Annotated in this window: 25 protein-coding genes and 1 tRNA gene; 9 read left to right on the top strand and 17 right to left on the bottom strand. The window is 68.5% G+C overall.

Features of this window, described 5'->3' with window-relative positions:
* Positions 1-24: 24 nt before the first annotated feature.
* From leuD to RWQ91_RS00775, 4 genes are all read right to left on the bottom strand, one after another.
* Positions 25-621 carry a 3-isopropylmalate dehydratase small subunit gene (gene leuD / locus RWQ91_RS00790; protein ID WP_314501882.1) on the bottom strand — a complete coding sequence of 199 codons (597 nt, stop codon included), beginning with the start codon at positions 619-621 and terminating at the stop codon, positions 25-27.
* Positions 622-623: 2 nt separating this feature from the next.
* Entirely contained in the window at positions 624-2117 is a 1494-nt protein-coding gene (leuC, locus tag RWQ91_RS00785; RefSeq protein WP_314501880.1) for a 3-isopropylmalate dehydratase large subunit, read from the bottom strand.
* Between the two features lie 173 nt (positions 2118-2290).
* Positions 2291-3373 (bottom strand): acyl-CoA desaturase, encoded by a 1083-nt coding sequence (locus RWQ91_RS00780; RefSeq protein ID WP_314501878.1) that lies wholly within the window; start codon positions 3371-3373, stop codon positions 2291-2293.
* 81 nt (positions 3374-3454) lie between these two features.
* On the bottom strand, positions 3455-4471 hold the full coding sequence (locus tag RWQ91_RS00775; protein WP_314501876.1) for a TerC family protein: 1017 nt from the start codon (positions 4469-4471) through the stop codon (positions 3455-3457).
* Positions 4472-4736: 265 nt separating this feature from the next.
* Here RWQ91_RS00775 and RWQ91_RS00770 point away from each other — a divergent pair, with 265 nt between their 5' ends.
* Together RWQ91_RS00770 and RWQ91_RS00765 are read left to right on the top strand one after the other, a co-directional pair.
* The gene (locus RWQ91_RS00770; RefSeq protein ID WP_314501874.1) at positions 4737-5291 is read left to right on the top strand and encodes a sigma-70 family RNA polymerase sigma factor; all 555 of its coding nucleotides are present in this window, start codon (positions 4737-4739) and stop codon (positions 5289-5291) included.
* Positions 5288-6451 carry a DUF4349 domain-containing protein gene (locus RWQ91_RS00765; RefSeq protein ID WP_314501872.1) on the top strand — a complete coding sequence of 388 codons (1164 nt, stop codon included), beginning with the start codon at positions 5288-5290 and terminating at the stop codon, positions 6449-6451. The genes RWQ91_RS00770 and RWQ91_RS00765 overlap by 4 nt, the downstream gene beginning before the upstream one ends.
* 9 nt (positions 6452-6460) lie before the next feature.
* Here the strand turns inward: RWQ91_RS00765 and RWQ91_RS00760 are convergent, their stop codons facing one another.
* Positions 6461-8611 carry an MMPL family transporter gene (locus tag RWQ91_RS00760; RefSeq protein WP_314501871.1) on the bottom strand — a complete coding sequence of 717 codons (2151 nt, stop codon included), beginning with the start codon at positions 8609-8611 and terminating at the stop codon, positions 6461-6463.
* Positions 8612-8717: 106 nt separating this feature from the next.
* On the opposite strand from RWQ91_RS00760, the gene RWQ91_RS00755 reads away from it, so the two are divergent.
* The gene (locus tag RWQ91_RS00755; RefSeq protein WP_314501869.1) at positions 8718-9215 is read left to right on the top strand and encodes a MarR family winged helix-turn-helix transcriptional regulator; all 498 of its coding nucleotides are present in this window, start codon (positions 8718-8720) and stop codon (positions 9213-9215) included.
* Here RWQ91_RS00755 and RWQ91_RS00750 read toward each other — a convergent pair.
* Entirely contained in the window at positions 9212-9784 is a 573-nt protein-coding gene (locus tag RWQ91_RS00750; RefSeq protein ID WP_314501867.1) for a DUF1992 domain-containing protein, read from the bottom strand. The genes RWQ91_RS00755 and RWQ91_RS00750 overlap by 4 nt on opposite strands.
* 54 nt (positions 9785-9838) lie before the next feature.
* Here RWQ91_RS00750 and RWQ91_RS00745 point away from each other — a divergent pair, with 54 nt between their 5' ends.
* Both RWQ91_RS00745 and RWQ91_RS00740 read left to right on the top strand, forming a co-directional pair.
* Positions 9839-10843 carry a glycosyltransferase family 4 protein gene (locus RWQ91_RS00745; RefSeq protein ID WP_314501865.1) on the top strand — a complete coding sequence of 335 codons (1005 nt, stop codon included), beginning with the start codon at positions 9839-9841 and terminating at the stop codon, positions 10841-10843.
* 60 nt (positions 10844-10903) lie between these two features.
* Complete coding sequence (locus tag RWQ91_RS00740; protein WP_314502888.1) at positions 10904-12358, top strand: glycoside hydrolase family 130 protein; 1455 nt, start codon at positions 10904-10906, stop codon at positions 12356-12358.
* Here RWQ91_RS00740 and RWQ91_RS00735 read toward each other — a convergent pair.
* Positions 12355-12912: a hypothetical protein gene (locus RWQ91_RS00735; RefSeq protein WP_314501863.1), complete on the bottom strand. Its 558-nt coding sequence runs from the start codon at positions 12910-12912 to the stop codon at positions 12355-12357. The genes RWQ91_RS00740 and RWQ91_RS00735 overlap by 4 nt on opposite strands.
* 38 nt (positions 12913-12950) lie before the next feature.
* Entirely contained in the window at positions 12951-13904 is a 954-nt protein-coding gene (locus RWQ91_RS00730; RefSeq protein ID WP_314501861.1) for an aldo/keto reductase, read from the bottom strand.
* 117 nt (positions 13905-14021) lie between these two features.
* Between RWQ91_RS00730 and RWQ91_RS00725 the strand changes: the two genes are divergently transcribed.
* Both RWQ91_RS00725 and RWQ91_RS00720 read left to right on the top strand, forming a co-directional pair.
* Entirely contained in the window at positions 14022-14234 is a 213-nt protein-coding gene (locus RWQ91_RS00725; protein ID WP_314501860.1) for a DUF2945 domain-containing protein, read from the top strand.
* Positions 14235-14292: 58 nt separating this feature from the next.
* On the top strand, positions 14293-15321 hold the full coding sequence (locus RWQ91_RS00720) for an LLM class flavin-dependent oxidoreductase (RefSeq protein WP_314501857.1): 1029 nt from the start codon (positions 14293-14295) through the stop codon (positions 15319-15321).
* Here the strand turns inward: RWQ91_RS00720 and RWQ91_RS00715 are convergent.
* Genes RWQ91_RS00715 through RWQ91_RS00705 form a run of 3 tightly spaced genes read right to left on the bottom strand, consistent with a single transcriptional unit; the run spans position 15318 to position 17019 of the window.
* On the bottom strand, positions 15318-15668 hold the full coding sequence (locus tag RWQ91_RS00715; RefSeq protein WP_314501855.1) for a cytoplasmic protein: 351 nt from the start codon (positions 15666-15668) through the stop codon (positions 15318-15320). The two genes, RWQ91_RS00720 and RWQ91_RS00715, sit on opposite strands and share 4 nt — an antisense overlap.
* A 39-nt stretch (positions 15669-15707) precedes the next feature.
* Complete coding sequence (locus RWQ91_RS00710) at positions 15708-16466, bottom strand: hypothetical protein (RefSeq protein ID WP_314501853.1); 759 nt, start codon at positions 16464-16466, stop codon at positions 15708-15710.
* 7 nt (positions 16467-16473) lie between these two features.
* Positions 16474-17019, bottom strand: a complete 546-nt coding sequence (locus RWQ91_RS00705; RefSeq protein ID WP_314501851.1) for a GNAT family N-acetyltransferase — start codon at positions 17017-17019, stop codon at positions 16474-16476.
* A 91-nt stretch (positions 17020-17110) separates the two neighbouring features.
* Here RWQ91_RS00705 and RWQ91_RS00700 point away from each other — a divergent pair, with 91 nt between their 5' ends.
* Entirely contained in the window at positions 17111-17584 is a 474-nt protein-coding gene (locus RWQ91_RS00700; protein WP_314501849.1) for a DUF2510 domain-containing protein, read from the top strand.
* Between the two features lie 6 nt (positions 17585-17590).
* Here RWQ91_RS00700 and RWQ91_RS00695 read toward each other — a convergent pair whose 3' ends face one another.
* The 4 genes from RWQ91_RS00695 to RWQ91_RS00680 all read right to left on the bottom strand — a co-directional run bounded on the left by RWQ91_RS00695 (position 17591) and on the right by RWQ91_RS00680 (position 19753).
* Positions 17591-17983: a bleomycin resistance protein gene (locus RWQ91_RS00695; RefSeq protein WP_399545841.1), complete on the bottom strand. Its 393-nt coding sequence runs from the start codon at positions 17981-17983 to the stop codon at positions 17591-17593.
* Positions 17984-18092: 109 nt separating this feature from the next.
* Positions 18093-18653 carry an NYN domain-containing protein gene (locus RWQ91_RS00690; protein ID WP_314501847.1) on the bottom strand — a complete coding sequence of 187 codons (561 nt, stop codon included), beginning with the start codon at positions 18651-18653 and terminating at the stop codon, positions 18093-18095.
* 72 nt (positions 18654-18725) lie between these two features.
* Positions 18726-19568 carry an endonuclease/exonuclease/phosphatase family protein gene (locus tag RWQ91_RS00685; protein ID WP_314501845.1) on the bottom strand — a complete coding sequence of 281 codons (843 nt, stop codon included), beginning with the start codon at positions 19566-19568 and terminating at the stop codon, positions 18726-18728.
* Between the two features lie 109 nt (positions 19569-19677).
* Positions 19678-19753: transfer RNA gene (locus tag RWQ91_RS00680), tRNA-Glu, on the bottom strand.
* Between the two features lie 106 nt (positions 19754-19859).
* On the opposite strand from RWQ91_RS00680, the gene RWQ91_RS00675 reads away from it, so the two are divergent.
* On the top strand, positions 19860-20498 hold the full coding sequence (locus RWQ91_RS00675; protein WP_314501842.1) for an MBL fold metallo-hydrolase: 639 nt from the start codon (positions 19860-19862) through the stop codon (positions 20496-20498).
* 59 nt (positions 20499-20557) lie between these two features.
* On the opposite strand, the gene RWQ91_RS00670 is transcribed toward RWQ91_RS00675, so the two are convergent.
* Positions 20558-20827, bottom strand: coding sequence for an HPr family phosphocarrier protein (locus RWQ91_RS00670; protein WP_314501840.1), 270 nt, complete (start codon positions 20825-20827; stop codon positions 20558-20560).
* A 67-nt stretch (positions 20828-20894) separates the two neighbouring features.
* Positions 20895-22955 (bottom strand): fructose-specific PTS transporter subunit EIIC, encoded by a 2061-nt coding sequence (locus RWQ91_RS00665; RefSeq protein ID WP_314501838.1) that lies wholly within the window; start codon positions 22953-22955, stop codon positions 20895-20897.
* Positions 22956-22988 lie beyond the last annotated feature (33 nt).

The following is a 22988-nucleotide window of genomic DNA, read 5'->3' as shown; positions in this document are numbered from 1 at the left end:
CCGAGCCTACGGAACCGCCTGAGTCTAGGGAACAGGCAGGGTCCGCGGCCGCCACGCCTCACGGCGCGCCTCGAACTGCGAGATCTTGTCCTCGTTGCGCAGAGTGAGCCCGATGTCGTCGAGTCCTTCGAGAAGCCGCCACCTAGTGTAATCATCGATCCCGAAAGGCACCTCCAGGTCGCCGATCGAGGCCGTCCGGCGTTCCAGATCGACGGTCATGCTGATGCCGGGGTCCGCGTCGATCGCCGCCCAGATGCGTTCGAGGTCCTCCTCCGAGATCACACCGGTCAGCAGCCCCTGCTTCCCGGAGTTGCCGCGGAAGATGTCGGCGAACCTGGGGCTCAGCACGACGTCGAACCCGAAGTCCCGCAGAGCCCAGACCGCGTGCTCCCGGCTGGAGCCGGTGCCGAAGTCGGGCCCGGCCACCAGGATGCTGGCACCCTGGAAGGCGGACTGGTTGAGGACGAACTCGTTGTCCTGGCGCCAGGCGGCGAACAGGGCGTCTTCGAACCCGGTCTTGGTGACGCGCTTCAGATACACCGCCGGGATGATCTGATCGGTGTCGACGTTGGATCGCTTCAGCGGGGCTGCGATGCCGGTGTGGGTCAGGAACTTCTCCATGATCAGACCTCCCCCGCCTGCACGCGCGCGAAGATCGGCGTGTCATCGAGTTCGGCTGCCCCGAGAGCCGGCTCGTCGAGATCGCTCGGACTGGACAGAGTCCCGCGCACGGCGGTGGCCGCGGCAACGAGCGGCGACACCAGGTGAGTGCGCCCGCCCTTGCCCTGGCGTCCCTCGAAGTTGCGGTTGCTGGTGGAAGCGCAGCGTTCGCCGGGCGCGAGCTGATCGGGGTTCATCCCCAGGCACATCGAGCACCCGGCGAAGCGCCACTCGGCGCCGAATTCCGTGAAGACCTTGTCGAGCCCCTCGGCTTCTGCCTCGAGCCGCACGCGGGCGGAACCCGGAACCACCATCACGCGGACGCCGTCGGCCTTCTTGCGGCCCCGCACGATCGAGGCGAACGCGCGCAGGTCTTCGATCCGGCTGTTGGTGCACGAACCCATGAAGACCGCATCCACGGGGATGTCCTTCAACGGCGTGCCGGGGGTGAGGGCCATGTACTCCAGCGCCCGTTCGGCGGCGGCTCGGTCGTTGGGGTCGGCGTAGTCGTCGGGCGAGGGGACCACGTCGCTCAGCGAGACGCCCTGACCGGGGTTGGTCCCCCAGGTGACGAAGGGTTCGAGCTCGTCCGCGTCCAGGTACACCTCTGCGTCGAAGACCGCGCCCTCGTCTGTGGGAAGGGTGCGCCAGTAGGCGAGGGCATCCTCCCAGTCCTGCCCCTGGGGAGCGTGCGGCTTGTCCTTCACGTACGCGAACGTCGTCTCATCCGGTGCGACCATTCCCGCGCGGGCGCCGGCCTCGATCGACATGTTGCAGATCGTCATCCGGCCCTCCATGGAGAGCGCGCGGATCGCGCTGCCGCGGAATTCGAGCACGTAGCCCTGTCCGCCGCCGGTCCCGATCTTCGCGATCACGGCCAGGATGATGTCCTTCGCGGTGACGCCGGGCTTGAGGGTCCCCTCCACGGTGATGGCCATGGTCCTGAAGGGAGTGAGCGGGAGCGTCTGGGTCGCCATGACGTGCTCCACCTCGCTCGTGCCGATGCCGAACGCCATCGCGCCGAACGCACCGTGCGTGGAGGTGTGCGAGTCGCCGCAGACGACGGTGATGCCCGGCATCGTGAGCCCGAGCTGCGGCCCCACGACATGGACGATCCCCTGCTCCTTGTCGCCGAGCGAGTGCAGCCGCACACCGAACTCCTCGGCATTGCGGCGCAGTGTCTCGATCTGCGTGCGGCTCGTCAGATCGGCGATCGGCTTGTCGATGTCGAGGGTCGGAGTGTTGTGGTCCTCGGTGGCGATCGTCAGGTCGAGGCGGCGCAGCGGCCGACCCTCAGCCCGCAGGCCGTCGAAGGCCTGAGGGCTGGTGACCTCGTGCACGAGGTGCAGGTCGATGTAGATGAGGTCGGGCTCGCCGTTCTCGCCCTTCACGACGAGGTGGTCCGCCCACAGCTTCTCGGCGAGGGTGCGCGGCTGGTCGGGGATGTCGATGCTCATGTGTCTCGTTCTCCAGGAAGGAGGGCTGTGCCCTCAGGGGATCGGGCCCGTGACGAACTCCGCGACGAGGGAGGCCTGAGATTACGAGGACTCGCCGCGGCCGCTAAGGAGAAGGAGAGCGATCCGCACGGACTCAGGGTATCACCGGCACCGGATGGCGCGCAGTTCGACCGTCAGCCGGCGAGCCGCTGCTGCACGAGCGGACAGGCGAACGGGTCCCGCTCGCCGAGACCCACCCGGTTGATGTAGCGGATCACGATGCCGTACGACTCGAGCAGCCCGGTCGCGGTGTAGGCAACGCCGTGCGTCGCGCAGTAGGCGCGGACGATCGGAGCCACTCGCCGCAGATGGGGGCGCGGCATCGACGGGAACAGGTGATGCTCGATCTGATAGTTCAGACCGCCCATGATCACATCCAGCGCCCACGTGCCGCGGACGTTCCGGCTCATCAGCACCTGGCGCGTGAGGAAATCGAGCTTGGCGTCCCTGGGAACGAGCGGCATGCCCTTGTGATTGGGCGCGAAGACCATCCCCATGTAGACGCCGAAGACGCCGAGCTGAACCACGAGGAACACCACGGCGATGCCGGGTGAGAGCACGAGGAACACGAGGGTCACGAATCCGACGAGGCGCACCGTCAGGAAGGAGATCTCCACCCAGCGGCGGTCGAGCTTGTCGCGCGTGATGACCCGGCGCACACCCGAGGCATGCAGCGACAGACCCTCCAGCAGAAGGATGGGGAAGAAGAAGATCCCCTGGTGCGCGACGAGCCAACGGGACAGGCGTGATCGAGGCGCGCGCGCCTGTTCGGGCGTGAAGGAGATGACCGGCAGGTCGATGTCGGGGTCGGCGTCGATCTTGTTCGGGTTCGCGTGGTGGCGCGTGTGCTTGTGCCGCCACCAGCCGTAGCTCATGCCGACGAACAGATCACCGAGGATCAGGCTGACCCAGTCGTTCCAGCGACCCGACACGAAGATCTGCCGGTGCGCCGCGTCGTGACCGAGCATGGCGATCTGGGTGAACAGGACCGCGAAGGCCACGGCGGTGAACAGCTGCCACCAGGTGTCGCCGATCCATACGAAGGCGAGCACGGCGAGGAACAGGACGACAGGGACGGCGATGAGCTTGGTCCAGTAGTACCCGTAACGGCGTCTCAGCAGACCTGAACCGCGGACGATCGCGGCGAGCTCGGTGAAATCACTGCCTGTGCGAGCCGGGGTCTGGGGCTTTTTCGTGGCGACGATGCCGTGAGACATCACGACCTCCCGAGGTCGTGTGCTGAGGCGGGCACAGACGAGCCCGCCGGTTGCCCACGCTACTCCGGGAAGCTGTGCACCTCACAGGTTCTTGGGCTCTTGCACCGCTGCGCTGGCGCTCTTCTCCCGTGCCGAGGCGATCAGGCTCGCCACCGTGGCGACCGTCATCGAGAGGATGATCACGGCGAGCGACATCCACGTGGAGATCTCCGGCGCCCACTCGATCGGCTCTCCGCCGTTGATGAACGGCAACTCGTTGACATGCATCGCGTGGAAGACGAGCTTGAGGCCGATGAAGGCGAGGATGAAGGCGATCCCGTAGTGCAGGTACCGCAGGCGGTCCAGCAGGTCGCCGAGCAGGAAGTACAGCTGGCGGAGTCCCATCAGCGCGAAGATGTTCGCCGTGAAGACGATGAACGGGCTCGTCGTGATGCCGAAGATCGCGGGGATGGAATCGATCGCGAACAGCAGGTCGGTCACCCCGATCGCAGCGAAGACGATGATCATCGGCGTGAAGTACTTCTTGCCGTCGACGACCGTGCGCAGCTTCGCACCGTCGTAGTGGTCGCTGATGTCGATCGTGCGACGCAGCAGCCGGACGATGAAGTTCTCGCGTTTCACCTCGTCGTCATGGTCGCCCCCGGGGAATGCCTGACGATAGGCCGTCCAGACCAGGAAGGCGCCGAAGATGTAGAACACCCAGCTGAACTGCTCGATCGCCGCCGCGCCGATGAGGATGAAGGCGCCGCGCAGCACGAGCGCGATGATGATGCCGACCATCAGCACCTCCTGCTGGTACCGGCGGGGCACCGCGAACTGGCTCATGATGAGCACGAAGACGAACAGGTTGTCGATCGACAGGCTGTACTCGGTGAGCCATCCCGCGACGAACTGGCCCGCGTACTCTCCGCCCGCGAAGATCCACATCAGTCCCGCGAAGATCAGCGCCAGTGTGACGTAGAACACCACCCAGAGCGTCGACTCGCGGGTGGAGGGGATGTGGGGGCGCTTGAGGATCAGCAGCAGGTCGGCCGCGAGGATCAACGTCAGGACGATCAGCGAACCGATCTCGAACCAAAGGGGCAGTTGCAGGTCCATGGCAGGGCCTTTCCGAGGGGGGCGGGGTCGTTCGATTCCCGAAAGTCTCTCCCCCTCGCCGTCGCTGTACGGACGGTCGAGGTGCGTGCCCGGGGATGCGGCGATGGCTCCCGTGATGACGGACACGCGATGTCGGGATACTCCCTCTCGCCGCTCCAGGATACAGGCTGAGACGATCGCGGCTGTCTGGACACTTAACCGTTGAGAGACAATGAGGCTTCCGCCGAACGGCGGCGATGCCGCCGGGCGGGGAAGGGGAACGCGCATGGTGCAGGCTGCGGCGGGTGACGCCTCGCTCGTCGCGCAGGCCGCGGGCGGGAGCGAGCACGCGTTCCGCACGCTGTACCGCGCCTATGTGCGTCCGGTGTACTGGCTGGCGCATGGACTCCTGGGCAATGCTCCCGATGCGGAGGATGTCACGCAGGAGACGTTCCTGGTCGCGTGGCGCAAGCTTCGCGGCCTCGAGCTCGTCGGTGATTCGCTCCTCCCCTGGCTCGTGACGGTGTGCCGCTTCCAGGCGGCGAACCGCATCCGCGCACAGCGGCGCGAGCGTGAGCACACGGCGGAGGCCGCGGATGACAGCATCCCCTCGACGGTGAACGTCGAGCAGCAGGTCATCGACACCGAGTTCGCCGAGCGCATCCTGCGGGAGGTCGAGGGGCTGAGCCCGCTGGACCAGGACATCTTCCGCCTGTGCGCGAGCGAGGGCTACGCCTACCAGGCGGCAGCCGAACAGCTCGGGGTCGCACACGGCGTCGTCCGCAATCGTCTCTCCCGCATCCGCACGCGCCTGCGGACCGTTGCCGAGGAGAGCACATGAACACCGACCAGCCGGCCGTCGACGGCACGCCCGAGGCCCTGCCCGAACTGAGCGACGAACGCGTCGAGCGCATGGAGAGCGCCGTGTTCGCCGGGATCGCACGTGATCGCACGGTGCACCGCAAGCGCCGCACCGGAGTGTGGATCGCGAGCGGAGCGGCCGCCGCTGTGATCGTCGTGGCTGCGGTGATCGCTCCGAGCGTCGGGGGCCTCGTCGGCGCGGCGGGGGGCGACCAGGCGGCCGTCGCGCCATCGGCGCCGCTCGTGGACTCCGCGGAGGGCGCGGCCGAGGGCACAGCCCCCGACTCGTCCGCAGTCAAAGAGGGCATGAGCTCCGACAGCGGTGCGGTCGCCGACACACTCGCGGGCACGGGAGCGAGCACCACGGGCCGCGACATCATCACGACCGCGTCGGCCACCGTCGTCGTCGACGACATCGACGCGGCGGTCGGATTGATCGCGGATGCCGCGACTTCGCGCGACGGCTACGTCGAGTCGATGAGCATCGGTCAATCCGGTCAGATGACGCCGATCGATCCGATGACGGGAATGACCTACGACAGCACGATGCCCTACCCCCCCTCCCCGGACGGTGCGTGGATCACGGTGCGCGTCCCGGCCGACGGGCTCGAGTCGCTCGTGGATCAGCTGTCCGGGCTGGGCGAGGTGACGGCGTCGTCGCTCAATCGGCAGGACGTCACCGAAGTCACCCTCGACCTGCAGGCGCGGGTCGATGCGGCGCAGGCGTCCGTCGACCGCCTCACGCAGCTCATGGCGCAGGCGGGCAGTGTGTCGGATCTGATCGCGGCGGAGGCGGCGCTGTCCGAACGGCAGGCGACGCTCGAGTCCTACCAGCAGCAGCTGAAGTACTACGACGAGCAGGTCGCGATGTCGACCCTCACGGTGACGCTGACCGAGCCGGTCGAGACCGTCGCCGCGGACCCCGCCGGGTTCGGTGACGGTCTCGCCGCGGGCTGGAACGGGTTGGTCGCGACGCTGAACGGCATCGTGATCGCACTCGGGTTCCTCATCCCCTGGATCCTGGTGGTCGGTGTGATCGCGCTGGTCGTCTGGGCGATCGTCACGCTCGTCCGCCGACGCAGGACGAATCAGACGTCGGTGAGCAGCACGGAAGGTTCGGCGAGCGACTCCTCATCGTGATCTCGCCGATCAGGCGGGAACCTTCTGAGTCCTGTCCTCGTCGGCTTCGCGCGCGAGCGCCTCGGCGTTCGAGATCGGCGCGAGGGCGTCGGCGCCCTGCGCGGCGGCCTGCGCATCGGTCAGCAGCGGCTTGCGCGGCCACCAGAACCTGTCCTTCGTGATGAAGGCGAGCGCCGGAACGATCACGGTCCGAACGAGCAGTGTGTCGATGAGCACGCCGATGCAGACGATGATCCCGATCTGGGTCAGCGTGATCAGCGGCAGAACGCCCAGCACCGCGAAGACCGCGGCCAGCAGGATGCCCGCGCTCGTGATCACCGCGCCCGTCGCCGCCAGCGCGCGGATCATGCCCTGCGTCATGCCGAGATGATCGGCTTCCTCCTTCGCGCGGGTGACGAGGAAGATGCTGTAGTCGACCCCCAGCGCGACCAGGAACAGGAAGCTGAACAGCAGCACGTTCGTGTCGATCGCCGGGAAGCCGAACAGCGGCGTCTGGAACAGGTACCACGCGGCGCCGACCGCCGAGAAGAAGCTGGCCACCACCGCCAGGAGCAGGAGCAGCGGCGCCACGAGCGCCCGGAGCAGCACGACGAGGACGACGAAGACCAGCACGAGGATCAACGGGATGATCAGCGCCTGATCCCGAGCCTGCGCATTCGTCACGTCCAGGGCCTGGGCGTCGAGGCCGCCGACGAGTCCCTCGCCGGTTCCCACCTCATCGAGTCCCGAGCGCATCGCCTCCACAGCCGCGAAGGCCTCGGGAGTCTCGGCACCGGCATTCAGCGTCACGTCGATCCGGGCGAGGTCATCGGTGGTCTCACCGACCGCTGCGGAATCGACGCCGTCGATCTCGGCGAGCGCGGCCGCCGTCTCGTCAGCCTCGTCGAGCGGAACGATCACGACCGCCGGTGAGGTGGCTCCGGCCGAGAACGCGTCGGCGAGCACCTCCTGTCCCTGAACCGCTTCCGGCTTCTGGAGGAACCGATCGTTCTGCGACAGACCGGTCTGGACGAAGAACAGTCCGCTCGCCAGCACCCCGAGCACGATGAATCCCGAAACGGCCACGATGACGGGTCGTCGGGACACGTTGCGGCCGAGCTTGCCCCAGAAGCTTCGGGAGATCGCATCGGGTGATCCGAATCGGGGGACGTACGGCCAGAACAGCCCGCGGCCGAACAGCAGGAGTGCCGCCGGCAGGACGAACAGCGCGAAGATCATGGCCACGATGATGCCGACGGCGCACGCGAGGCCGAGCGCCCTGTTGCCGGCGAGTTCGGCCAGCAGCAGCGTCGACAGGGCCAGCGCCACGGTCGAGCCGCTCGCGATGATCGCCGGTCCGGCGCCGCGCAGAGCACGCGCCATCGCGTCACGGCGACTCTCGTGCAGGCGCAGCTCGTCGCGGTAGCGGGCGATGAGCAGCAGGGCGTAATTGGTGCCGGCGCCGAAGACGAGCACGGAGAGGATGCCGGTGACCGAAGCGTCGAGGGTCACCCCCACTGCCGAGGCGACCAGGCCCGCGACGATGCCGGCCAGTGCGTCGGCGAGCCCGATGACCACGAGCGGGATGAGCCACAGCCACGGGCTGCGGTAGGTGATCAGCAGCAGGATCGCGACCACGATCACCGTCGTCAGCAGCAGGGTGAAGTCGGCGCCGGCGAACACGGCGGCGATGTCGACCTCGAAGCCTTCCGCACCGGTGAGATAGACGCGGACGCCTTCCAGATCGGCGGATGCGGCATCCCGCAGCTCCTGGGCGCGCTCGGCCTGCGCAGCGACGTCGCTCTCGGGATCGAGCGGCACGACCAGGAGGGCGACCGTGCCGTCATCGGAGACCTGGGCCGGAGGAACGAACCCGTCACTGGAGAGATCGGCCAGATCGCCGAACGCCTTGGCGTCGATCGCCGCGAGGGTCTGCGCGCTCAGCTCTCCGGAGTCCGATGCGAACACCAGCAGCGCCGCGGTCTGATCGGCGCTCGCGAACTCCTCCTGCAGCTTCTGCACCTGCACGGACTCGGCGGCATCGGGCAGTCCTACGCCCGGAGCGGTCTCGGATTCCTCGCCGCCGCTCAGGGCGAACAGCGCGGCGGCGGCCAGCGCCACGAGGACGAGGATGATCCACGATGTCTTCGCGGACGTGATGAAACGAACAAGTCCGGTCACCGGTGACTCACTCCTTCGATGTTGTGTGCGAGGTGCCTGGCGGCTGAAGTTGCTAGTTTATCTAATTACCAGGATGCCTAGAGACAATAGCGCTATCGTGGTGGCCATGCAAACGGCGCGCGATGCTTCCCCCGAGGAGCTGACAGCCCCCCGCGAGCCTCAGGTGCACGAGGCCACCCGACTGCTGCGTGCGTTCCTGGATGTGAGCGCATCGTTCGAGAAGTCGCTCGGCGCGGAGCTGCGGGTCAACAAGACCGACCTCGAGGCCATGGAGCACCTTCTGATGAGCGGGCCGCTCGGTCCGAGCGAGCTGGCGCGACGTCTGGGAATCTCCACGGCGTCGGCCACGATCGCCATCGACCGTCTCGTAGCCCTGGGCCATGTGACGCGCGAGCCCAACCCGCACGACCGCCGCGGTGTGCTCGTCGTGCCGCAAGAGGCGTCCCGCGCGCAGGCGATGGCACGGCTCATGCCGATGATCATGGGCGTGGACGCGCAGCTCGATCACTTCGGTCCCGACGAGCAGGACGCGATCACGCGCTACCTGCGACGAGTCGTCGACCTGTACCGGCAGCACGCCGGCGAAGACCCGCGATCGCGCTAGCGGTCCACCCGCCAGAACCGCCAGCGCGGCGGTGGCCGATGCTCGGTCGTGGCCTGCTGGGCCACTCGCTGAGCGGCCTCCGAACGCCGGTCCTTCCAGCCGGCCACCCACTCATCGATCTCGACGGTCGGCGTGACGACCGGTGGACCGCCCAGGAGCTGTCGCCGGGCTTCGATGACCCGCTTGTTGAAGTCCTCCAGGTGCTCTCGCACCTCCTCCGCCGTGCGCAACTCGTCCAGCGTTCTCTGCAGCGACGCGTACTCCGTCCGCAGGGTCAACGCCGGCGGACCGAGGCCGGTGAGTCGCTCACGCTCGATCTTGCGCCGGATCCACCAATCCGGATCGGCCGTGGCGCCCAACCCCGGGATCGGCTTGCCGGCGCCCGGAAGATCGTCGAAGTCGCCGCGACGGATGGCCTGCTCGATCGACACCTCGACGATCGCCGCGCGCTCGGCTTCGGACCAGGTGCGCGATGCCGCCGGGTCGTCCTGCGGGGGCTCCTCGCCGCGCTCGATCGCCTCTCGCTGCAGCCGGTACCGCAGCGCCGCTTCCCGGCTGTCGTTCGTCACGCCCACCTCCACGCGTCCTCTTCCAGGCTAAACGCGACCGCGTACAGTGGCGCCATGAAGCTCGCGATGCTCGGCCCGATCGCGTGGCGGACTCCCCCTGCGCACTACGGCCCCTGGGAGCGCGTGACCGGTCTCCTCACGGAAGGCCTCGTGCGGCGCGGCGTCGATGTCACGCTGTTCGCCACGGCGGACTCACTGACCGGTGCACGCCTGGAGTCGGTGGCCGCACACGGGTATGCCGAGGATCCCGCGATGGACGGCCGCGTGTGGGAGGCGCTGCACGTCGCCCACACGATCGACCGGTCGTCGCAGTTCGATCTCGTGCACAACCAGCTGGATTGGCTGCCACTGGCCTTCGCCGCCGCGTGGCGGGCGCCGATGGTGACGACGATCCACGGCTTCTCCGGCAGCGGGATCCTCCCGGCGTACGAGCGCGGCGCGTCCGCCTTCGTCTCCATCTCGGACGCCGACCGCTCGCCGCTGCTCGAGTACGCGGCGACGGTGCACCACGGCATCGACATGACGGAGTTCGCGCCCACCGCGACGGCAGGCGAGCATCTTCTCGTCTTCGGGCGGATTCACCCTGACAAGGGAATCGCCGACGCGATCGAGATCGCCAGGCGGGCCGATCGGCGACTGATCATCTGCGGAATCGTGCAGGATCCGACCTACTTCGCCGAGAGAGTGCAGCCTCACCTCGACGGAGATCGCGTCGTCTATCTCGGTTCGGTCGGACCCGCGCAGCGATCGGATGTGCTGGCCGAGGCGGCCGCCCTCCTGCACCCCATCCACTTCGACGAGCCGTTCGGTCTCTCCGTCGTGGAGGCGATGGCGAGCGGCACCCCGGTGATCGCCTATCGGAGAGGGTCGATGCCCGAGATCATCGACGAGGGCACGACGGGTTTCGCGGTGTCGGACCTCGACGAGGCTGTAGCCGCCGTCCCGCGCGCAGCCGCCTTGGATCGAACTCTGGTGCAGCGGCGAGCGCGAGAGCGATTCGACGTGGAGCGCATGGTGGACGGCTACCTCCAGGTGTACCGGCGGATCTTGGAGCGCTGATCGCGAATCGCCCGCCGGCACGTCGTGTGCGTCCGGTGACTGCATATCCTTGACCGGGTGATGCTGACACCGCACGAAGGACTCCTCGAGCCTGACACCTCTCGCGTCGTGGCGAGATTCTCCCTCCCGGGCGGCGGACTGGAGCTTTCCAATTCACGGATCGCCCAGATCATCTCCCGAGTCCTGACGATGCCCGCCGAGGCCGTCGAGCGGACCGCCGGGGAAGTCGTGACCGACCTGCGCGCGAAAGAGGGCGACGCCGCGGAGGTGATGCATTCCAACGCCCGTGCTGTGGCCAACCGCCTGCTGCACGACCACCTCGTCACCGATGCTCAGGCCGTCGTGCTGGGGGCCGCGTTCACGGCGGAGTATGCGATCGAAGGCGCCGCCCTGTGCAATCCGAGCACGATGATCCATCCCTCGCAGGAAGGCCTCCAGCCGGGTGAGCTGCGTGTGGCAGTCTCGCTGCGCGGCATCGGAGAAGGCCACATCTCCTCGATCGAATTCGCGGATGCCGTCATCGGCGTCGACGGGACGTGGCGGTTCGGCGAACGTTCGCTCGACACATCACTGCCGGTCATCGCGCCGGGGCCGTGGTCGCTCCCGCACTACCAGCTCTCGCTCGAGCACGCCGGTACGCTCACGGACGTCTCGACCGCGGTGCTGAGCCAGCTTCCCGACGAGTTCACGCTGCTCGAGCTGGACAACACCCTCCTCCAGCTGCCGGTGCAGCTGTCGGCGCGTCCCGACAGTCACCAGCCGATGCAGTCGATGCGCGAGGTCGCCGCATCCGCCTATCGTGCCGACTTCTCCGCCGACTCGCCGCTGAGCGGACGTGTGCTCATGCCGGTGGCCGCCGAGGAGAGCAACGGGATCGAAGACGCGCGATTCGTCCACTTCACACACCCCGACGGACGCACCGAGTATCGCGCGACGTTCACCGCCTACGACGGGCATCACATCGCGCCGAAGCTCATCACGTCCGACGATCTGGTGAGCTTCACCATCCACCGCCTCACCGGCCCCGGCGCGAAGAACAAGGGCATGGCGCTGTTCCCGCGCGAAGTCGGCGGCAGGCATCTCGCGCTCAGCCGCACCGACGGCGAGACGATCTCGCTCGCCGGTTCCGAGGACGGACTGAGCTGGGAGGAGATCGAGGTCGTTCACCGGCCGACCGAGGTGTGGGAGCTGATCCAGCTGGGCAACTGCGGATCGCCGATCGAACTGCCCGAGGGGTGGCTCGTACTGACGCACGGGGTCGGGCCGCTGCGCACCTATTCACTCGGTGCGCTGCTGCTGGACCTGGAGGATCCGACGCAGGTGATCGGGCGCACTGCGCGGCCCGTGCTGACACCCGTGGGCGACATGCGCGACGGTTACGTTCCGCGCGTCGTCTACTCCTGCGGCGGGATCGTCCACGACGGCACCTTCTGGGTGCCGGTGGGCGTGGGCGACTCGCGCATCCGCGTCTATTCCGCCGGCGTCGCGGAGCTCCTGGCGTCGATGACGCGCTAGTCGTCCCCCGGAACGCACCCGGGCGGCTCGGAGTTGCCGCTGATCGCGAAGTCGCCGCAGGTGAGGAAGTACTCCTGGTTCAGGCCGAGCAGGAACGCGGTCAGCGCGATCCCGCCGACGACGCCGACGATCAGCCAGCGTTGGCCGCGCGTGGAGTTCTCCCCGAAGTCCGGCCACATGATGCGGGCGAGCACCCAGACGGTGAGCGGGCTGGCGATCGCCACGATCAGCAGCGCGAGCAGCGACACGGCGAAGGTCACCAGGTCGGTCGTCTCGAAGTCGAAGAAGCTGAATGCCAGCCCGACCGAGGGCAGCAGAAGCAGAAAAGCACGCCACAGCCGACTTCCGCGCGGCCGACGCTCGAATAGCACGAAGACGAAGGCTGCGGTCGAGGCCACCCACAGCGTCAGAAGGGTGTCGAAGAAGAGCTGACCCCACGCGCCGATCGTGAAGGCCGGCCACCAGACGACGATCGCCATGCCCACCGAGATCACAGCGAGGGGGATGTCGCGTCTGCGGCCGACTGTCGAGTCGGGAGCGGAGGTGTCGGTCATGCCGCGAAACTAGCGCATGACCGGCACGTCGTCGCGGCTCAGACCTGGACGGGGGTCCACTCCGAGACGCTGTCGAGCTCGGCGACCTCGTCGGAGGTCAGCGCGACGCGGGCGCCGTCGAGGAGGTCAGCGACCTGCGCGGCCCGGGACGCGCTGGCGATCGGCGCCGCGACACTGGGCTTGGCGCGCAGCCAGGCCAGTGCGGTCGCCGCGATCGAGACCTCATGCGCCCGTCCGATGCCCTCGAGGGCGTCGATGATCTGAAGGCCCTGCGCAGTGGCGTACACCGCGGCACCTTCCGCGCGGGGTGAGTCGTGGCCCGCGGCATCCGTCGACCGGTATTTGCCGGTCAGGAACCCCTTCGCGAGCGCGAAGTAGGGCACGAGGCTCAGGCCGTATTCACCGGCGATCGGGACGATGTGCTCTTCGACCTCGTTGCGGTGGACGAGGTTGTAGTGCGGCTGGATGGCGACCGGGCGGGCGACGCCCGTCTCATCGGCGATGCGGAGCCACTCGCGGATCCGATCGGGCGCGTAGTTCGAGACCGCCGTGTAGCGCACGAGCCCGTCGGCGACGAGCTGTCCGAAGGCCGCCACCGTCTCCTCGAGCGGGACGGACTCGTCGTCGAAGTGCGCGTAGTACAGGTCGAGACTCTCGACGCCGAGCCGCTGCAACGACGCCTCGGCGGCAGCACGGACGTTCTTCGCGGACAGCCCACGGTAGTCGGGGTGCTGGCTCACCTTCGTCGCGACGACCATGCCTTCGGGGCGGCGGGAGGAGAGCCATTCGCCGATGATGCGCTCGCTGTCACCGCCGGTGTTGCCCGGGACCCACGCGCTGTATCCGTCGGCGGTGTCGATGAAGTTCCCCCCGCCGGCTGCGAAGGCATCGAGGATGGCGAAGGACTGGTCGCGATCGGCTGTCCAGCCGAACACATTGCCGCCGAGCGAGAGCGGGAGGACATCGAGCGAGCTGTTTCCGACACGGGTCATGGTCTCGCCAACCCCGCTGCGGTGCGGCGTTATTCCCACAGAGGCGCGGGTCGCGTCAACCCGTTGGCGGCGGCCGGACCTCCGGCGCACCCTGGAGTCCGGCGGACGGAGACGGACATGACCGAAGAGCTCGGCAAGGGCGACCGCGTGAGCTGGAACACCTCTCAGGGGCGGACGCAGGGTGAGATCGTGGAGCGCAAGACGAAGGACTTCGAGTTCGCCGGTCAGCATTTCACGGCGTCGGCGGATGAGCCGGCATTCATCGTGCAATCGGACAAGAGCGGCGATCGGGCCGCGCACAAAGGATCGGCGCTGCGCAGGCTGCGCTGAATCCACCCGGCGACTCCATTCACCGGAATACGGGTGCCGGAGTAGCGTTGCATCCACCATGGAACGCTTCGGAACACTCTCGTTCGGTCACTACGGCCCCCTCGGCGGCGGACGGATGCTGACCGCCGGCGATTCGATGAAACAGGCGATCGATCTCGCGCAGGGGATGGACGATCTCGGGGTCGACGGCACGTACTTCCGGGTGCATCACTTCGCGCGCCAGCAGGCCTCGCCCATGCCGCTGCTTGCCGCGATTGCGGCCACGACCCAGCGCATCGAGGTCGGAACCGGCGTGATCGACATGCGGTACGAGAACCCGCTGTACCTCGCCGAAGAGGCAGCGGCGGTGGACCTCATCAGCGACGGCCGGCTCGCCCTGGGCGTGAGCCGAGGGTCACCCGAGTCCGTCGTGCGCGGCTACGAAACGTTCGGCTACACCGGCTCGGGGGACCCGCGCGGGGCCGACATCGCGCGTGAGCACTTCACGACGTTCCTTCGCGCCGTCGAGGGCGAGGGACTCGCTGAGCGCGACGCCCACAGTCCGTTCGGCGGAGGCTCCGGGATGCAGGGCATCGAGCCGCACTCCCCCGGTCTGCGCTCGCGCATCTGGTGGGGCGCCGGCAACAGCGAGTCGGCCGCCTGGGCGGGCACCGTAGGCGTGAACCTCATGTCCTCGACCCTGCTGACCGAGGCCAGCGGGCAGCCGTTCGACGAACTGCAGGCACAGCAGATCGAGACGTTCCGCACCGCGTGGCGGGAGGCGGGTCACAGCGGCGAGCCTCGTGTATCGGTGAGCCGATCGATCTTCCCGATCACCACGGCCGAGGAGCAGATGTACTTCGGCGGACGCCAGGACGGCGACCAGATCGGGGTCATCGACGGCATGCGGTCCACGTTCGGCAAGACCTACGCCGCCGAGCCGGACGTGCTTGTCGAGCAGCTGCTGCAGGATGCCGCGATCCGCAGCGCCGATACGCTCATGCTCACGATCCCGAGTCAATTGGGGGTCGCGTTCAATCTGCGCGTCGTGGAGTCCTTCGCGAAGTTCGTGGCGCCGGCGCTCGGCTGGGTGGGTACCCGGGTCTAGGACCCGCTTGCCGGACCCAAGGGCGCCGGCCCCGGGCGGCCTGCCGGAGACGGCTCCTTCAGCTCGATGAAGATCACGTGGGTCTCGGTCGTGCCGATGTTCTCACCGCTGTGGTTCTGCGCTCCCAGCCAACGCGCGGCGCCCGCGGGAAGAGTGAGCTCCAGCGATTCTCCGCCCGACGAGAGTCGGCGCTCGAAGCCGCTGAGGGTGACCATCACGCTGTCCGGGTGATGGTGCGGAACACTCTTCGCACCCGGCGCGTCGCGATACTCCAGCACACGCACCCGCTCGTTCTCGAAGACGATCGAGTACAGGTCCGGGTTGGTCTCCACGGGGTCGGCATCCATGGCCCGAACGGTACGCCTGCGCGAGACGGACCGCCAGCCTCAGAACATCCAGGGCTCGAGTCCCGCGGCTCCTCCGGTCGGTGGTTCGTCGATCACGGGCGGCGGATTCTGCCGCCGCCGCAACCGCCGCACGAGCGCGTCGCGCGAACGACCGCCCATGCCGGTGAGCCCTGCGCGCAGCCGCGTCAGCTCAGCGGACGAAGGGCCGCGCGGCATGGACCGCGGGAGCGACCCGGCCGCGACGATCCAACCGGGCAGCCCGAGCACACGCAGCAACGTCCCCAGGCGCTCGGACTCGTAGACGCTGTCGGGGTCCAGTTCCTCCTCGAGCAGTTCGGCAAGCTCGTCGACGGCATCCGGGCGGTCCCACAGCTGCGCGAACGCGCCCGCGTACTCCGCGCCGACCGGCTCGCTCAGCACCTCCCTGTCGGCGCCGGGCTCTCGAGAGGGATCGCTGCAGTAGCGGGCCACCTCCTCTGCCGAACGCCAGGCGACGAGTGCGAGCTGACGGTCCTCACGCACGCGGACCGCCAGCACCGGTCCGGGGACCCGGGCGGCGAGCAGAGCGCCGACCTCGATGATCCCGCGACGCGCGTCGGCGACGACCCCGGCGCCGGGATCACCGAGGACCACCGTCCAGCCGTCCTGACTCGGCGCTATCCAGCCGCTGAACCGGATGCCGGCCAACGAGTCCAGCAGACCCGGCAGAGCCGCATCCCGCTCAGGGAGGATCACACCGCCGTACGAGTGGCCGTCCGGACCGCCCACCTGCGCGCTGGATGCAGAAACGGGATACACGCCTCGATCATCGCTCATCCACGTCGGCGCCGGGGCGCACGTGCTGCGGCGAATCGGTTTCGGCCAGATCGGCCAGCTCGTTGCCCGTGAGCCTCTGCGTGGTCCACTCGCTCATCGGCTGAGCACCGAGGGAGCCGTAGAAGCCGATGGCCGGAGCGTTCCAGTCCAGCACCGTCCACTCGAGGCGGGAGTAGCCGCGTTCGATGCAGAGCACCGCCAGTGCGGCCAGGAGCGCCTTGCCGTACCCCCGCCCGCGCTGCGCATCATCGACGTGCAGGTCTTCCAGCCAGATGCCGTGACGCCCGGTCCACGTGGAATAGGTCAGAAACCAGACGGCGATCCCCACGATCGCGCCGTCACGCTCGACCACGTGGGCGAAGGTCTGCGGCGTCGGCCCGAACAGGCTCTCGGTCAGGGCCGGAACAGTGTTCGCCACGGCATCCGGCTCCTTCTCGTAGACGGCGAGTGCGTGGATGCCGGCCAGGATCCCCGGCTCGTCGCCGGGGGCAGCCGGACGCAGGATCGCGCCGTCGGCGAAGGTTCGTGTGGTCACACTCGAGGGTACCGAGCTGGCAATTATGCGTCGCCTGCAGGTCGCGGATCGGTACGCTGACCCCATCGCCTGCGGCGGAAAGGGGTGAGACGTGAGCGCACCGGAACCAGGCTGGTACGACGACGGCCACGGAAAGCAGCGATGGTGGGACGGCGCGGCGTGGACCGAGCACTACATCGACCTCCGCGAGACCGACACCGAGCTGCACACCACCCCGACCGCCGACCCGGACGTCTTCGCCGGAGTGGTGGTCGACGGGCGGTCGATCCGCTTCGGCGCTCTGACGCAGCCGATCAGCGAAGCAGCGGCATCCCTCGACACCGGAGCCGAACTGCTGCGACGGGGCCGGCTCGCCAAGCCTTCGACCGCACGCGTGCTGTACGGACCGTCGGGTCTGATCACTCCGCGGCTGCTGCGCAGAGTGGTCGTGCCCGAGACGACCTTCCTGGTCGTCGAGGTCGGGGGGCAGATGTGGCTGGCACCCGTGCGGCAGGACCAGGCCACCCGGGGGCGGCAGTTCGTGGCGTGGATCAACGCGTCGGCGCAGCATTACCGCTACCGATGAACAGCGTCAGCCGGCATCCTCGATGAGGTGCAGCTGGGTGCCGTCCAGGTCGATCAGGTACCCCGCTCGCTGGCCCCACTCGCGAAGGGCCACCGGTACGAGCCGCGGGATACCGACCGTTGCTTCGGGCACACCGCTCGCCCGGACCGCGGCATAGAGTCCGTCCAGATCGCTCAGTCGGACGCTCGCCATGAACCAGCTCGAATACGGGTCGAGTTCCGGCGCGAGGAAGAACTCCAGCGCGATCCCTCCGCGACGCAGGATCAGCCAGCCCCCGTCGCGGTGGGCGGTCACGAACCCGAACGCGCTGTAGAACGAGATCGTTCGGTCGAAGTCCCGCGACGGCAGATTCGGCACGGCACGATCATTCGGATTGTCCGCGCCCGGCCCTGCCCCCAGTCGGTGGTCGAGCGGATCGTGGCGGCCGCCGAGCGCGTCACGGGTGGCACCGACCTCGTCGGCTCCGCCCGGCTCTGCGGTCCCGCTGCGATCCCCCATCATCACGTCCTCAGTTCAGGAAGATGCTCGGATCGAACTCGTCGATCGGGATGACGCGGATGCGCGGCAGCGGCGCATCGAACACGCGGGCGTCGTACTCGAGGTCGAACTTCTCCAGTCCCGCCAGCGTGCTGAATCTCGAGTTGCGGAACTCCGAGAATGCGGCGATGCCGACCCGCCGCTCGTCGGCGATCAGAGCCGAGAGGTCATCGAGGAAGTCGCCGTCATGACTGACGAGCAGCACGTCGGCCGACCGTCCCCGCAGCGCCTGCAGCGTGCGCTGGATGGCGATGTCGACCACTTTCTCGTCCGGCGACCCCGACAGGGGCACGACGATGTAGTCCATGGCCTTCAACGCCTGGACGAAGGGCATCGGGATGCCGGTGGATGCGTTCAGGAAGAACACGCCGCGCGCCGGCTGCGCCCACGTCCGCTCCGCGAAGGTCGTCAGCCTGTCCCACCGGGGTCTCTCGTCCGGCTGCGGACGCCGGCCGAGGATCGAGGTGCCCAGCGTGGCATCGATGTTCTCGCCGTCGACGAGCACCCAGGTGACTCGGGTGTCGTCGGTCATGTGCGCGCTCCTCGGGGGTCGGCCCTGGGGAGATCCTATGGCGCGTGACGTGTTCTCGGAGCGATGGCTGCCTCAGACCATCCAGGACGCACTTCCGCGGGGCTCGGCCTGCGCCTTCGGTCCCCGGCCCACCGCGATGTCCGCCACGACCGGATAGTGGTCGGACGGCGGCATCCCGTTCGGTTCCTCACGGATGATCCGGGCGCTCGTGGCTTCCGCGCCCGCCGACCCGGGGAGATACAGGATGTGGTCGATCCGCCGGTCGAACTGATCGACCGCTTCGGCGGGTGCGAAGCGGTTCGTCGCGCTCAGCGTCCGCGGGTCCGCATCCGGATCGGCGGTTTCCCACGCATCGCGCAGATGCCGTCCGGCCAGCGCCGGCTGGCTCGGATCGTAGTTCAGATCGGCGAGCAGGATGCTGGGGTTCGGCCGCTGGGAGTGGCGATCGCGGGTGAGCCGCTGCAGCTCGGCGAACTGCACTGCCGTCTCGGTTACCCGCTCGGGCTCCCAGCTGGTCGCTCCCACCACCACGCGCAGCTCGCCGTCAGGGTGCTCGATCGTCGCCACGAGCGCGGCGTTGCTGCGCCCGACCGACGGCACCTCGAATCGGTCGACGACGCGCAGGGGCCACCGGCTGACCAGACCGAGACCCATGACGGCTCCGCGCTGGTCGTCCGTCTCCACCGGGTCGGGAGCGGGCGGCAGACCGACCTCGACGAACGCCGCGTGATGCGCGCCCAGTGCCGCGGCGATCACGTCGGCCTGCGTGCGATCGGCCGCTCCCCAGCATTCCTGCAGACCGAGCACGTCGGGATCGGCATTCCGGATGACCTGGAGAAGTCCGGGTTCCCGCTCCCGCCAGTTGCCCCCGAACCGCCACCACACGTTCCAGGTCATGACCCTGATGCTGTCCATGCGCCCGACGGTAGAACAGCGGGAGGACCTCGCCCGAGGGGCTTGCCCGCCCGCCGGTTCCGTGCAACGAACGAGAAAACGCCCGTCCTTCGGACGGGCGTTTTCTCGTTGGTGACCCCAGCGGGATTCGAACCCGCGTTACCGCCGTGAGAGGGCGGCGTACTAGGCCGCTATACGATGGGGCCGCTTACGCAACCGTTCGATTATGCCATGTCCGCGGCATCCCGACAAATCACGGCCGATGTCTGGGCGCGGCTTGCCGCAGCCCATTCCGGCCGCTTGACTCGAGGCATGCGAGTCACCAAGCACCACCATGCCGCCCTCACGGTCCGCGAATCCGGCAAGACCCTCGTCATCGACCCCGGCTCGTTCACCGACCCGCTCGTGGACCTCGGGGAGGTCGTCGCGATCGTGCTCACGCACGAGCATCCTGACCACTGGACACCCGACCACCTCGACCGTCTGCTGCGCAATTCCCCCGACGCGCCGATCTACGGTCCCGAGGGCGTGGCCAAGGCTGCCGCCGGCTATGACATCACCGTCGTCGCGCCCGGTGAGACCGTCACGGTCGAGCCGTTCACGCTGCGGTTCTTCGGCGGCACGCACGCGGTCATCCACGAGACCATCCCGGTTATCGAGAACGTCGGGGTGCTGGTGAACGAACAGCTGTACTACCCCGGCGACTCCTTCGCGGTTCCCGAGGATGCCGAGGTGAAGCTGCTGGCGGCCCCGATCGGCGCGCCCTGGCTCAAGGTGGGCGAGGCGATGGACTTCGTGCTCGCCGTCGCCCCGCGCCAGGCTTTCGGGACCCACGACATGACGCTCTCGGTCATCGGCCGCACGATGCATCGGGCCCGCCTGCGGTGGGCGACCGAGAAGAACGGAGGGGAGTTCCTCGAGCTCGATCCCGGAGACGCGACCGACCTCTAGTCCTCCGCCGAAAACGACGGATGCCGCGGACCCTGAGGCCCGCGGCATCCGTCGTCGTGCTATTCGGCGTCGAGATCCGTCTCGAGCAGGGTGACGAGCTCGTCGAGGGCCTGCTCGGACCCCTCGCCCTCCGCCTTGAGAGTGACCACGGTGCCGTGCGACGCACCCAGGCCCATCAGCGAGAGGATGCTGCCCGCGTTCAGGTCGGCGCCACCCTCGACGGCGATGGTGACGGGGATCTTCTTCTCCTGAACGGCCTGCACGAAGAGTTTCGCGGGGCGTGCGTGCAAGCCGGAGCTGCTCGCGATGGTTGCCTGACGTTCTGCCATGGTTTCTTGCCTTTCGTAGAAGACGGCTGTTGCAAGCATTCCGCATTCGTCATGCGGTTGCGAGTGTTCAGGCCGGGACGGCGGCGACCTCGAGGTTCGCCTCGGCCTCTGCGAGCTCCTTCGGTGCGATGAAGCGCTTGAAGGCGACCACCAGGAAGCCCGAGGTCGCGACACCCGCCGCCAGAGCGAGCAGGAAGCCCCAGATCGGGCTGATCGCGAAGAGCACGAAGATGCCGCCGTGAGGCGCGTAGGAACCCACCTGGAACAGCATGCACAGCGCACCCGTCACCGCCCCGCCCACCATCGAGGCCGGGATCACGCGCAGCGGGTCGGCCGCGGCGAACGGGATGGCACCCTCGGAGATGAACGACGCTCCGAGCAGCCACGCGGCCTTGCCGTTCTCCCGCTCGACGGGAGTGAACAGCTTGCGGGCCAGCACGGTGGAGGCCAGCGCCATCGCGAGCGGGGGCACCATGCCCGAGGCCATGACCGCGCCCATGATCAGCAGCGGCGCCGGGTTGTCGACCGAACCGGCGGCCAGGCCCGCGACGGCGAACGAGTACGCCACCTTGTTGACCGGACCACCCAAGTCGAAGCACATCATGAGGCCGAGGATGACGCCCAGGACGATCGCCGAACCGCCGGACTCCGTCAGGCTGGTCAGCCAGTCGGTGAGCCACGTCATCAGCGTCGCGATCGGTCGACCGAGGAAGAGGATCAGCAGACCGGACGCCACGATCGATCCGACGAGCGGGATGATCACGACAGGCATCAGACCGCGCAGCCAGCGCGGTGCGGGCAGTCGCCCGAGCCACCAGGCCACGACACCGGCCAGCAGGCCGCCGACGATGCCGCCGATGAACCCGGCGTTCATGAGGACGGCAACAGCACCCGCGACGAAGCCCGGCGCGATGCCGGGGCGGTCGGCGATCGCGAAGGCGATGTAACCGGCCAGCGCCGAGACGAGGAATCCCATCGAGGTCGCGCCGATCATGAAGAAGACCGCGCCGAGGTACTGTCCCAGCGGACCGAACGGGGAGGTGATGTCGGTCGTCGGCAGGTCCCACAGGGAGTTCTGCGTGATGATCGTCGACGCGTTCGCCGTGATCTCATAGCCGCCGAGCGCGAAGCCCAGGGCGATCAGCAGACCGCCGCCGGCGACGAACGGGATCATGTAGCTCACGCCGGTGAGCAGGATGCGCTGGATGCGCGCGCCGAAGGAGATCTGCGCGGAGGAGCTGGCACCCGCCTCGTCTGCGGTGCCGCTCACGCGCGCGCCGTTGGGGTTCTTCGCCGCGGCGATCGCCTCTGCGATGAGCGCGTCGGGGTGCTCGATTCCCCGCTTGACGCCCGAGCGTGCAACGGGCTTGCCGGCGAACCGACCCGGCTCGCGCACATCGACGTCGGTCGCGAAGATGACGGCATCGGCACCGTCGATCACGTCGCGCGGCAAGGCCTGGTATCCGCTCGAGCCCTGCGGCTCGACCACGAGGTCGATGCCCGCCTTCTTGCCGGCCGCGGTCAGCGCGTCGGCTGCCATGAAGGTGTGGGCGATGCCCGTCGCGCACGCCGTGACGGCGACGATGCGGGCGGGATGGCCGTTGATGCTGAGCGCGTCGGAGGCTGTTGCCGCGACCGGCGCTGCCGCCGCCGCGGGCGCCGCCGGCACGGCATCGCCTTCGCCGATCGCGTTGCGCACGATGGCGACCACCTCGTCTGCCGTTCCGGCCGCGCGCAGACCCGCCGTGAAGTCGTCCTGCATGAGGCTTCGCGCCAGCTTCGAGAGCACTGCGAGGTGCGCCTCGGCGGCGCCGTCGGGGGCCGCGATGAGGAAGACGAGGTCGGCGGGCCCATCGGGGGCGCCGAAGTCGACGCCCGGTGCGAGCCGGGCGAACGCGAGCGACGGCGTGACGACCGCTGCGCTCTTCGCGTGCGGAATGGCGATGCCTCCCGGCAGGCCCGTCTCGTCCTTCTGCTCGCGGGCCCACGCGTCGGCGAACAGCGCCTCGGCGTCGGTCGCGCGGCCCTCCTGCGCGACTCGCGCGGCGAGCGAGCGGATGACCGCTGCCTTGTCGGTGCCGAGTGGGATGTCGAGAGACACCAACTCTGGCGTGATTGTCTGGGACACGATGACCTCCAATGGTCGGTGGTGCGGTGAGGC

This window comes from uncultured Microbacterium sp. (genome assembly GCF_963524805.1).
In the GTDB taxonomy this organism is placed as follows: domain Bacteria; phylum Actinomycetota; class Actinomycetes; order Actinomycetales; family Microbacteriaceae; genus Microbacterium.
This window is presented reverse-complemented; position numbering and strand designations above follow the sequence as displayed.